The sequence below is a fragment of the Shimia sp. genome, from assembly GCF_041624275.1.
In the GTDB taxonomy this organism is placed as follows: Bacteria; Pseudomonadota; Alphaproteobacteria; order Rhodobacterales; family Rhodobacteraceae; genus Shimia.
The window spans coordinates 1-10,878 of sequence record NZ_JBFJVE010000100.1; the positions used below are offsets into that span (position 1 = coordinate 1).

Annotated in this window: 9 protein-coding genes, 1 tRNA gene and 1 pseudogene; 7 read left to right on the plus strand and 4 right to left on the minus strand. The window is 66.8% G+C overall.

The features are described from left to right. Window positions 1-1,298 (minus strand): annotated as a pseudogene (locus tag ABZD10_RS09295) (4Fe-4S binding protein); the annotation flags it as partial. Between the two features lie 139 nt (window positions 1,299-1,437). Here ABZD10_RS09295 and pqqA point away from each other — a divergent pair. Genes pqqA through pqqE form a run of 5 tightly spaced genes read left to right on the plus strand, consistent with a single transcriptional unit; the run spans window position 1,438 to window position 4,588 of the window. Next, window positions 1,438-1,545 carry a pyrroloquinoline quinone precursor peptide PqqA gene (gene pqqA / locus ABZD10_RS09300; protein ID WP_058312698.1) on the plus strand — a complete coding sequence of 36 codons (108 nt, stop codon included), beginning with the start codon at window positions 1,438-1,440 and terminating at the stop codon, window positions 1,543-1,545. Between the two features lie 25 nt (window positions 1,546-1,570). Continuing rightward, entirely contained in the window at window positions 1,571-2,458 is an 888-nt protein-coding gene (pqqB, locus tag ABZD10_RS09305; RefSeq protein ID WP_372886019.1) for a pyrroloquinoline quinone biosynthesis protein PqqB, read from the plus strand. Beyond that, window positions 2,455-3,201, plus strand: a complete 747-nt coding sequence (gene pqqC, locus ABZD10_RS09310) for a pyrroloquinoline-quinone synthase PqqC (protein ID WP_372886021.1) — start codon at window positions 2,455-2,457, stop codon at window positions 3,199-3,201. Before pqqB ends, pqqC begins: the two co-directional genes overlap by 4 nt. After that, a complete protein-coding gene (pqqD, locus tag ABZD10_RS09315) occupies window positions 3,198-3,485 on the plus strand; it encodes a pyrroloquinoline quinone biosynthesis peptide chaperone PqqD (RefSeq protein ID WP_372886023.1) in 288 nt (95 codons plus the stop codon). The genes pqqC and pqqD overlap by 4 nt, the downstream gene beginning before the upstream one ends. Next, a complete protein-coding gene (pqqE, locus tag ABZD10_RS09320; protein WP_372886025.1) occupies window positions 3,482-4,588 on the plus strand; it encodes a pyrroloquinoline quinone biosynthesis protein PqqE in 1,107 nt (368 codons plus the stop codon). Before pqqD ends, pqqE begins: the two co-directional genes overlap by 4 nt. 256 nt (window positions 4,589-4,844) lie before the next feature. Here pqqE and ABZD10_RS09325 read toward each other — a convergent pair. Both ABZD10_RS09325 and ABZD10_RS09330 read right to left on the minus strand, forming a co-directional pair. Further along, window positions 4,845-4,919 (minus strand) — tRNA-Gln (locus ABZD10_RS09325). Window positions 4,920-5,163: 244 nt separating this feature from the next. Beyond that, the gene (locus ABZD10_RS09330; RefSeq protein ID WP_372886026.1) at window positions 5,164-5,634 is read right to left on the minus strand and encodes a hypothetical protein; all 471 of its coding nucleotides are present in this window, start codon (window positions 5,632-5,634) and stop codon (window positions 5,164-5,166) included. 171 nt (window positions 5,635-5,805) lie between these two features. Here ABZD10_RS09330 and ABZD10_RS09335 point away from each other — a divergent pair, with 171 nt between their 5' ends. Beyond that, window positions 5,806-6,666, plus strand: coding sequence for a cation diffusion facilitator family transporter (locus ABZD10_RS09335; protein ID WP_372886027.1), 861 nt, complete (start codon window positions 5,806-5,808; stop codon window positions 6,664-6,666). A 72-nt stretch (window positions 6,667-6,738) separates the two neighbouring features. Here ABZD10_RS09335 and carB read toward each other — a convergent pair whose 3' ends face one another. Beyond that, entirely contained in the window at window positions 6,739-10,071 is a 3,333-nt protein-coding gene (gene carB / locus ABZD10_RS09340; RefSeq protein WP_372886028.1) for a carbamoyl-phosphate synthase large subunit, read from the minus strand. Between the two features lie 178 nt (window positions 10,072-10,249). Here carB and ABZD10_RS09345 point away from each other — a divergent pair. Next, a partial coding sequence (locus ABZD10_RS09345) for a chorismate-binding protein (protein WP_372886030.1) occupies window positions 10,250-10,878 on the plus strand: 629 nt, incomplete at its 3' end.

The following is a 10,878-nucleotide window of genomic DNA, read 5'->3' on the forward strand; positions in this document are numbered from 1 at the left end:
CGGGCATCGGCCAGCCGGTTCATGGCAAACAGCAGCAGGGCCCCCAGGCCGCTGAGGAACAGGGCGAGGACGACAATGTCGCCCTGCCGGTTGCGCAGCGCCTCCAGCCAGGGCGGCGCGGGCTTCACCGCGCCGGGACGGGTAAAGAACCTTTCGTCGGTGGCATGGTCGACCGTCAGCGTGACCGAGCCGGATTCGGGGCGGAACATGCCGTGCCGGCGCAGGGCAAGGACGTTCAGTGTCCAGTCCCGCGCCGGGTCGAACCCAAGCCGGCGGTCGGTGCGCAGGATCATCATGGCCCCGTCGTGCAGCGCCTCGGGCACCTGCGGCGAAAGCTCCACCGACAGGTCGCTGTCGCGCAGTGCTACCGGCAGCCCGTCCTGTTCCGCCGACAGCCAGTCGGGGGCGGTGTTGCGCACGAAATCGGGGCTGACCAGCCCGTGGCGGGCGGTCTCGATCACCAGAATGGGCTCGTCTTCGCTCGAGATGTCCAGAAAGCGCTGCAACTCGGCGTAGCCATCCTCGGACAGAAGCGTGCGGGCGATGGCAGGCGGGCCCAGATCGGCGATCCAGATATCGAGATAGGGCGCATCCGGCGCCGCCTTGGCCTCGGGGTCGTCGTCTTCCCAGAGCGTGCCCTCAAAGGCCGCGTCGATCTCGGCATTGCTGACCGTCTTGCGGGCGACAAGCCCCTGCGCCACGAGGTCCTGCCACGTCAGCACTTCGTCATGGTCGGGGTCGGGCCGGGCCGGGGGGCTTGCGGAAATGCCCTGCATCTTTTCCCGCGCCACCGCCAGTGCCGCCGCCATCACCGTTTCATGGGCGATGCGCACCGAGGCCGTCGCCTTGGTGACACCGTCCAGATAGACCAGCGTGCCCTTGCCGGCATCGCCATAGGGGGTGCCGACCACAATCGACGACGAAAGCGCGAGGCCGGGGTATTGCTCGAAGAACCTGTGGAACGGCGCCGCGCCGAGGCCCGAAACAAAGATCGGCTCGTTGTGCTCGATCAGGCGCACGTCAAGGAATTTCCCTTCCAGATCAAGCACGACCAGCACGTTGATCGGCGCGCCGGAAAAGCCGGGCAAGGGTGCCAGCGGTTCGGTCTCGAACACATAGCCGGCCTCGGCGCCGCCGGAGTTCAGCAACTGGTAGACCCCCTTGTCGTTCACCGGCTCGCCCAGGGCAAAGGGGGGCATGATCCGCGCCGCCAGGGCCGCCCGCTCGAGCGGGGCCGACTGGGCCGAGGCCGCCAGGATCCAGAACATCCCGGCAAGAAAGAAGTGAATCGCGCGCATGGACCAGAGCCTAGGGGCCATCCGCGCCCGCAACCTATGCGACTTTGGTCTCGGCCCGCGCCTACGACCAAAGGCCAATACGCAGGTCAGGGGGGTGTTGCTAGGATCATGAGACCCTAACCGGCTAGTGGAGGATGAAATGGCCTGGACTGCACCCAAACTGAAAGAAGTGAACTGCGGCATGGAAATCAACATGTACGCACCGTCCGAGGACGAGGGCCGCGACTACGAACGCGACCTGTTCTGATCCGCGACTGAACGGGGTCACGGCCATGCGGTTTCTGGTTCTTGGCGCTGCGGCGGGCGGAGGCCTGCCGCAATGGAATTGCGGTTGTCCCAACTGCATCGATGCGCGTCGCGGCAAGATCGCCTCGGCAAGCCAGTCGTCGCTGGCCGTGACCTTGAACGGGCGCGACTGGGCGGTGCTGAATGCCTCGCCCGATATCCGGGCGCAGATGCACCGCTGCCCGCAGATGCACCCGCGTGCATTGCGCGACACGCCGCTGGCTTCGGTCCTGGTGACAAATGGCGATATCGACCATATCGCAGGCCTGCTTTCCCTGCGCGAACAGTCGCCCTTCACCCTGTTCGGCACCTCCGAGATCCTCGGCGTTCTGGCCGAAAACCGGGTCTTCGACGCGGTTTCTGCCGCCAAGGTGACGCGCAGGGCGCTGGAGATCGGCCAGCCGTTCGATCTTCTGGAGGGGCTGAGCGCGCAGGTGTTTCCGGTGCCCGGCAAGGTGCCGCTGTTCATGGAGGGCGAGACGGTCGAGACCGATCTGGTCGGCGAACAGACCGTCGGCGTGCGCCTGAGTGACGGCGATGGCGTTGCCTATTATATTCCCGGCTGCGCCGATGTGACCCCGGAGCTGCTGGCCATCCTCGAGGATGCCGACCAGCTGTTCTTTGACGGCACGCTTTGGGACGACGCAGAAATGATCCGCTCGGGCACCGGGGTGAAAACCGGCCGGCGCATGGGGCATATCTCGATCAGCGGTGCCGGGGGCAGCATTGCCAAACTGGAAGGTTTGAGCGCGAACAAGACCTTCATTCATATCAACAACACGAACCCGGTCTGGCAGCCGGACAGCCCGGAGCGCGCCTTTGTGCAGGCTGCGGGCTGGACGGTTGCGGCCGACGGAATGGAGATTTCGACATGAATGCTCATACCCCCCCGACCCGCGAGCCGCTCGAGGCCCGCCTGCGTGCGATCGGCGCGGAACGCTATCACGACCGGCACCCGTTCCACCACAAGCTGCACAGCGGCGATTGCACGCCCGATCAGGTGCGGGCCTGGGTGATCAACCGCTGGGCCTATCAGGCGGCGATCCCGATGAAGGACGCAGCGTTCATGTCGCGCTGCGATGATCCGCAGATCCGCCGCGAATGGCGCTCGCGCATCGAAGACCATGATGGCGGCGTCGACGGGGGCGGCGGCATCCGCCGCTGGCTGAAACTGGCCGAGGCGGTGGGGCTCGACCCCGACTACGTGGCCTCGGGGCGCGGTGTCCTGCCGGCGACGCAATTCGCGGTCGATGCCTATGTGCGCTATGTGCGCGACATGCCGCTGTTGCAGGCGGTCGCTTCGTCGCTGACCGAACTCTTCGCCCCGTCGATCCACGAGCGCCGCATCGAAGGCATGCTGAAACACTATGATTTCGCCGATTCCGAAAGCATGTCCTATTTCCGCAGGCGTCTGACCGAAGCGCCCAAGGACGTCGAATTCGGCCTCGCATGGGTGCTGAAACATGCCGACACGCAGGACAAGGAAGATGCCGCCTGCGAGGCGCTGATCTTCAAGACTAACGTGCTCTGGGCGCAGCTTGACGCCCTGTGGGGCGCCTATGTGGAACCCGGTCGCGTGCCGCCCGGCGCATGGCGGCCGGGCGAGGGCATGGCATGAGCCTCGCCCTTGCCCCCGACGACCGGCCCTACCTGCCGCGCGGGGTGCGCGTGGTCGAAGACCGGGTGCGCGGCGGCAGGGTGCTTCTGGGGCCGGAAAAGGCGGTGGCCCTCGACGCGATCGGCGAGGCCATTCTGTCCCGCGTCGACGGTGAAACCCCCTTCGCCGGCATCATCGCCGACCTGGCCGCGACCTATGCCGCGCCCGAGGCCCGGATCGCCGAGGACGTGCAGCGGTTTCTCGCCGGGCTCAGGGCGCGGATGTTCGTAATGGTGACGTCATGAGCACGCCGCCCCCGATCGCCATGCTGGCGGAACTGACCCACCGCTGTCCGCTGGCATGCCCCTATTGCTCGAACCCGACCGATTTGCTGGGACGCGAACAGGAGCTCGACACCGCGACCTGGAGCCAGGTGTTCCGCCAGGCTGCCGAGATGGGGGTTCTGCAACTGCATCTGTCGGGGGGCGAGCCGGCCTCGCGCTCGGATATCGTCGAATTGATGCAGGCGGCGCATGACGCCGGGCTCTACACCAACCTGATCACCAGCGGCATCGGGCTGAGCGCGAAACGGCTGGATGCGCTGGAAGCGGCGGGGATGGACCATGTGCAGCTGTCGCTGCAAGGAACGCATTCGGCGCTGGCCGACTGGATCGGCGGCTACAAGGGCGGCTTCGAGCGCAAGATGAAAGTGGCGAGCGAGATCCGCGAACGCGGCATCCCGCTGACCCTGAACGCGGTGATGCACCGGCACAATCTCGACGATCTCGGGCGCACCATCGAAATGGCCGTGGAACTCGGTGCCCGGCGGCTGGAGGTGGCCTGCGTGCAGTTCCACGGCTGGGCCGCGCAGAACCGGGCACAGCTCTTGCCGACACGCGAGCAGACCGAAGCCGCCAAGGCGATCGTGGACGAGGCCGAAGCCCGCCTGCGCGGGACCCTGGCCTTCGATTTCGTTCCGCCGGACTATTACGCCGATTACCCAAAGGCCTGTATGGGCGGCTGGGGATCGGCCGGTCTGAACGTCGCGCCCGACGGCACGGTGCTGCCGTGCCATGCGGCCCAGACCATTCCCCACCTGCGTTTCGAAAACGTGCGCGAGCGGCCGCTGGCGGAAATCTGGTACCACAGCACCGCCTTCAACGCCTATCGCGGCACCGAGTGGATGCCGGACCCCTGTCAGGGCTGCGCGCGCAAGGAGATCGACTTCGGCGGCTGCCGCTGCCAGGCCCTTGCGCTGGCCGGGGACGCCTCAGCGACCGACCCGGTTTGCGGCAGGGCGCCGGGGCATGGCGCGGTTGTCGCGCTCCTGGACAGCGCCCGGCGGTCAGAGACCCCCATGCGCTGGCGCCATCTGGGGCAACGGCCGGGCCGGCATAAAACGGCCTGAAACGCCTCGGTCCGGGGCGCGGCGTTTCTTCGGGCTGACCACCGGGGGGGCAGGAAAGCTGCCGTGCAATCGCATTGGGTGACTGGTTTTCCCATGCCCGTCGCGGCGCTGCCACGCCGAGGGCGCGGCATCATGCGCCACAGCATGCGTCACCGGCTTCGTGTCACCGGCAAGTGTCGCCGGCAAGTGTCGCCAAGACGCCATGCCGATCCCGGAGTCGTCCAACCCACTGTCGTTGATTGATTTTCGGAAAAGTTGGCTGGGGTGGTAGGATTCGAACCTACGATACACGGTACCAAAAACCGCTGCCTTACCACTTGGCTACACCCCAACGGTGAGGCGCTAATTAATCCGAGCGGCGGGCGGGCGCAAGACCAAAACGTCAGATTTTTTCACCAAAATCCAAGCGGCTTCGCCATTGCCGCGCGGCAGGGGCCCCGGGCGTGCAAAGGCGCGCGGGTGGCCCCTGTTACGGCGTCAGAATGGCGCCGCGCGACGACGGTGCGACGACGGTGCGACGACGGTGCAATGACCGCGCAAGCAAGATGCGTGCAGGGCCTCGCGACCGGCAGCCCTCAGCGCGCCGGGCAGGCGGCCAGCGCCTCGATCCGCCCGGCATCCGGGGCGTGGCCGTCCCAGGCGCCTTCGGGCAGGGCGCGCAGCGCCTCGGTCAGGGCCTGCATCTCGGCCGCGCTGCGGATCTTCTTCTTGCGCAGCGACCGCATGGCAAAACAATCGGCCTCGGCCTCGGTGTTGTAGTCGGGGATCAGCGCGTGGTGGCCGCATTCATGGGCCAGCCAGAAATCGCGGGCCAGCGGCGCAAAAGCGTTCAGCCGTTCGGGGTTGAGCAGGATGATCGGCCGCCCGGCGCGGTCCTCGGTGGCGCCGCCAAGAGTCCCGAGCGCGGCATCGCCGATATAGGGCACCTCGAGCCCGGTCCAGGCGCGGCAGGTGGCGGGCTTGGCTTCGGCCAGCGGCGCCAGCAGGCACAGGGCAAGGGCAAGCGCCATGTTCTTCTTGGCGGGGGTCATCTCGGCAGGGGTCAACATCGTCTCCTCGGTATCGCTTCCTCGGTGCTTGCCCCGCTGTATCACGTCGGGCGGGCGCAAAAGCCGACATCGGTCAAGGATGCGACATTTTCCCGGCGCGGGGGGCGGAAATTGAAGCCGGCGCCGTCATGGTCTATCACCAAGGGAACGCAGGCGCCCGAGGTTTCCATGCCGCAAAAATTCGCACTCTGGTCGATTCTCGTGGCGCTCGCGGTGTTCGCGCTGAAACTGGTCGCCTGGCGCTGGACCGGGTCGGTGGCGCTGCTGTCGGACGCGCTGGAATCCATCGTCAACGTGGTCGCCGCGATGATCGCCTATTTCGCCCTGCGCCTGGCGGCCAAACCGGCCGACGCCGGCCATCCCTTTGGCCACAGCAAGGCCGAGTATCTGTCGGCGGTGGCCGAGGGGGCGATGATCCTGCTGGCGGCGGTGCTGGTACTGCGCGAGGCGATCGCGGCGCTGCCGGCGCCGACCCTCGGCGAGGCCCCGGCGGCGGGCATCGCCATCAACGTGGTGGCGGCGCTGGTCAACGGCGGCTGGGCGCTGGTGCTGCTGCGGGTCGGCCGCGCCCGCCGCTCGCCGGCGCTGGCGGCCAGCGCCCGCCACATCCTCGCCGATGTCCTCACCTCGGCCGGCGTGGTGGCGGGGCTGCTCCTGGCGCTGGCCACCGGCTGGCTGATTCTCGATCCGCTGCTGGCGATCCTGGTCGGGCTGCACATCCTACGCGAGGGTTGGCACGTGCTGTCGGATTCGGTCGACGGGCTGATGGATGCCTCGGTCGACGATGAGGAACTGGCCCTGATCGAGGCCGCCGTGGCCTCGGCCTCCGAACCGGCCTTGCAGGTCCACGACCTGCGCGCCCGCCGCTCGGCCTCGGTGGTCTTCGTCGAAATGCATCTGGTGGTGCCCAAGCGCATGAGCGTCGGCGAGGCGCATGACATCTGCGACCGGATCGAAGAGGCGGTCACCGCCGCGCTGCCCGCGGCCCGCGCCACGGTCCATGTCGAACCCGAAAGCGAACTGGTCTGAGAACCGTCGCGCCGCGCGGCAAATGAAAAGGCCCGGGACGAACCCGGGCCTTCTGCAGGGATCCTTGCGGTCTCAGCCCTGAAGGCTGCGGACCTCGATCTCGCCTTCCTCGCGGGCCTTCATGGCCCGGGCCACCGCGTGGCTGGCGGCGGCGGTGGTGAAATAGGGGATCTTGTCCATCAGCGCCACCGAGCGGATCTCGCGGCTGTCGTTGACCGCCTGGGCGCCCTCGGTGGTGTTCATCACCAGCGAGATGTCGCCGTTCTTCAGCGTGTCGACGATGTTGGGCCGCCCCTCATAGACCTTGTTGACGCGCTCGCAGGCCACGCCCTTTTCGGTCAGCCAGGCGGCGGTGCCCGAGGTGGCGACGATGCCAAAGCCCAGTTCGGTCAGGATCCGGGCCGCCTCGACCATCTCGTCGGTCTTGTCGGCATCCTTGATCGACACAAAGGCCTTGCCGGTGGTCGGCAGGATCATCCCGGCGCCAAGCTGCGCCTTGAGGAAGGCGCGGGCAAAGCTGCGGTCCCAGCCCATGACCTCGCCGGTCGAGCGCATCTCGGGGCCAAGGATGGTGTCGACGCCGGGGAAGCGGTTGAAGGGCATCACCGCCTCTTTCACCGAGTACCAGGGCATCATCGGGTCGGCCAGGGTCATCTGGTCGGCGATCGGCTGCGGGGTCGCGATGTCGGCGCCTTCCTCGTAGGGCGGGCGCAGCGGGAAGTTGGTCAGCGGCTCGCCGGCCATCAGCCGGGCGGCGATCGAGGCGATGGCGCTGTCGGTCGCCTTGGCGACGAAGGGCACGGTGCGCGAGGCGCGCGGGTTGACCTCGATCAGGAAGATCTCATCGCCCTTGACCGCAAACTGAATGTTCATCAGCCCGACCACATTCAGCGCCTTGGCCAGCGCCACGGTCTGGATCTTGATCTCTTCGATGATGCCCGCGTCCAGCGAATAGGGCGGCAGCGAACAGGCACTGTCGCCGGAATGCACGCCGGCCTCTTCGATATGCTGCATGATGCCGGCGATATGCACGTCCTTGCCGTCACAAAGCGCGTCCACGTCAAGCTCGGTCGCGCCGGCCAGATAGCTGTCCAGCAGCACCGGGCTGTCGCCCGAAACCACCACCGCCTCGGTGATGTACCGCTCGAGCTGGCCCATGTCGCGCACGATCTCCATGGCGCGGCCACCCAGCACATACGAGGGGCGCACCACCAGCGGGAAGCCGATGCTTTCGGCGATTGCCAGCGCCTGTGCGTCGGTCGAGGCGATGCCGTTCTTGGGCTGTTTCAGCTTCAGTTCGTTGACCAGCGCCTGGAACCGCTCGCGGTCCTCGGCAAGGTCGATGGCGTCCGGCGTGGTGCCGAGGATCGGGATGCCCTCGTCATGCAGCGCATTGGCCAGTTTCAGCGGGGTCTGGCCGCCGAACTGCACGATGACGCCGTGCAGGGTGCCGTTCTCCTGTTCGACGCGCAGGATTTCCATCACATGCTCGAAGGTCAGCGGCTCGAAATACAGACGGTCCGAGGTGTCATAGTCGGTCGACACGGTCTCGGGGTTGCAGTTGACCATGATGGTCTCGTAGCCCGCGTCGGTCAGCGCATAGCAGGCGTGACAGCAGCAATAGTCGAACTCGATGCCCTGGCCGATCCGGTTCGGGCCACCGCCGAGGATGACGACCTTTTTCTTGTCGCTGGGCCGCGCCTCGCATTCGACGTCGCCCATCATCGGCGCTTCGTAGGTCGAATACATATAGGGGGTCTGGGCCTCGAACTCGGCGGCGCAGGTGTCGATGCGCTTGAACACGGCGGTGACGCCGGCTTTGACGCGCTTGTTGCGGATGTCGCCTTCGCTATAGCCGGTCAGCTTGGCCAGCCGGGCATCGGTAAAGCCCAGCATCTTCAGCGCCCGCAGCCCCCGTTCATCCGACGGCAGGCCGTTTTCGCGCACATCGTTTTCCGCATCCACGATCTCGCGGATCCGCTCGAGGAACCACGGGTCGAACATGGTGACTTGGTGAATCTCTTCATTGCTGAGCCCATGGCGCATGGCCTGGGCAATGGTGCGCATCCGGTCCGGGGTGGTCTGGCTGATCGCCTTGATGACGGCGGCCTTGTCCGGCGCACCCGGGATTTCCACCTCGTCAAAGCCGGTAAGGCCCGATTCCATCGAGGCCAGCGCCTTTTGCAGCGATTCATGAATGGTGCGGCCGATCGACATCGCCTCACCGACCGATTTCATCGCCGTGGTCAGATAGGGCTCCGAGCCGGGGAATTTCTCGAAGGCGAATTTCGGGATTTTCGTCACCACATAGTCGATGGTCGGCTCGAACGAGGCCGGGGTCACCTTGGTGATGTCATTGTCCAATTCGTCCAGCGTGAAGCCCACCGCCAGTTTCGCGGCGATCTTGGCGATCGGGAAGCCGGTCGCCTTCGAGGCCAGCGCCGAAGAGCGGCTCACCCGCGGGTTCATCTCGATCACCACCATGCGGCCGTCGACCGGGTTCACCGCCCATTGCACGTTCGATCCGCCGGTCTCCACCCCGATCTCGCGCAGCACCGCGATCGAGTGGTTGCGCATGATCTGGTATTCCTTGTCGGTCAGCGTCAGCGCCGGGGCCACGGTGATCGAATCGCCGGTGTGCACGCCCATCGGGTCGACGTTCTCGATCGAGCAGACGATGATCGCGTTGTCGGCCTTGTCGCGCACCACCTCCATCTCGTATTCCTTCCAGCCCAGAAGGCTTTCGTCGACGAGGATCTGGTTCACCGGCGAGGCATCCATGCCGGTGCGGCAGAAATGCATGTAGTCTTCGCGGTTATAGGCCACGCCGCCGCCGGTGCCACCCATGGTGAACGCAGGGCGGATGATCGCCGGCAGGCCGATGTCCTCCAGCTCTTCCAGCGCCAGGCGCACGCCTTCGTCAAGGTCGGCCTCGCCGTTGTCCTTCTTGGGCGCGGTGACGATCGAGGCGCGCGGGTTCTCGATGCCAAGACGGTCCATCGCCTCGCGGAACAGCTTGCGGTCCTCGGCCATCTCGATGGCGTCGCGGGTGGCGCCGATCATCTCGACGCCGAATTTCTCCAGCACTCCCATTTCCTCGAGCGCCAGCGAGGTGTTGAGGCCGGTCTGCCCGCCCATGGTCGGCAACAGCGCGTCGGGGCGCTCCTTCTCGATGATCTTGGCGACGACCTCGGGGGTGATCGGCTCGATATAGGTGGCATCGGCCAGCCCGGGGTCGGTCATGATCGTCGCCGGGTTCGAGTTCACAAGGATCACGCGGTAGCCTTCTTCGCGCAGCGCCTTGCAGGCCTGCGCCCCCGAATAGTCGAATTCACAGGCCTGGCCGATCACGATCGGGCCGGCCCCGATAATCATGATCGAGGAGATGTCGGTTCTTTTGGGCATGGCGGACCTCGGGTGTTGGGGCGAGCAGGAGGGAGTGGAGTCGCCCGAAATCGCAAATTGTCGTGGGTTATAACTATCGCGGGACAAGGTGCAAGGGGGATCGGTTCGTTGACACGAATTGCCGCTTTCGACCCTGTCAATCGGCCCGGCAGCCATTATACGGGCGCCAGATCGCGCAATGGGGGCTGATTTGGAGATTCGCTTTGACCACGGGCCGGAGGGGCGGGCGGCCGAGTTTCGCGCCGCGCGCGGCATGGTCGTGGCCGAAACTCCCGCCGAAGTGCCCGCCGCGCTCGCGGCCCTCGACCGCGCCCGCCGCGACGGGTTCTGGCTGGCGGGCTATGCCTCCTACGAGCTGGGCTATGCGCTCGAGCCCCGGCTCGCGGCGCGGATGCCGGCGCGGCGGCGCCTGCCGCTGATCCGCTTCGGCCTTTATGACGCACCCGCCGCGGCGGGGCCCCTGCCGCCCGGCGGTTTCACGCTCGGGCAGTTCACCCCGCGCTGGAGCGCGGCGCAGTATGGCGCCGCCTTCGCGCGGGTGCATGAGCTGATCGGCGCCGGCGACATCTATCAGGCCAACCTGACCTTCCCGCTCGAGGCGCCCTTTTCCGGCGATCCGCGCGCGCTTTACGCCGCGCTGGCGGCGCAGCAGCCGGTCGGCCATGGCGCGCTGGTGCTGCAGGACGGGCTGCCGGACCTGCTCAGCCGCTCGCCCGAGCTGTTCTTTCGCACCGATGCCTCGGGCCGTATCGAGACCCGGCCGATGAAGGGCACCCAGCCGCGCAGCGCCGACCCGGCCGAGGACGC

Coding starts and splice junctions, on each gene's coding strand:
- pqqA (WP_058312698.1), top strand. CDS start 1,438: ATGGCCTGGACTGCACCCAAACTGAAAGAAGTGAACTGCGGCATGGAA.
- pqqB (WP_372886019.1), top strand. CDS start 1,571: ATGCGGTTTCTGGTTCTTGGCGCTGCGGCGGGCGGAGGCCTGCCGCAA.
- pqqC (WP_372886021.1), top strand. CDS start 2,455: ATGAATGCTCATACCCCCCCGACCCGCGAGCCGCTCGAGGCCCGCCTG.
- pqqD (WP_372886023.1), top strand. CDS start 3,198: ATGAGCCTCGCCCTTGCCCCCGACGACCGGCCCTACCTGCCGCGCGGG.
- pqqE (WP_372886025.1), top strand. CDS start 3,482: ATGAGCACGCCGCCCCCGATCGCCATGCTGGCGGAACTGACCCACCGC.
- ABZD10_RS09335 (WP_372886027.1), top strand. CDS start 5,806: ATGCCGCAAAAATTCGCACTCTGGTCGATTCTCGTGGCGCTCGCGGTG.
- carB (WP_372886028.1), bottom strand. CDS start 10,071: ATGCCCAAAAGAACCGACATCTCCTCGATCATGATTATCGGGGCCGGC.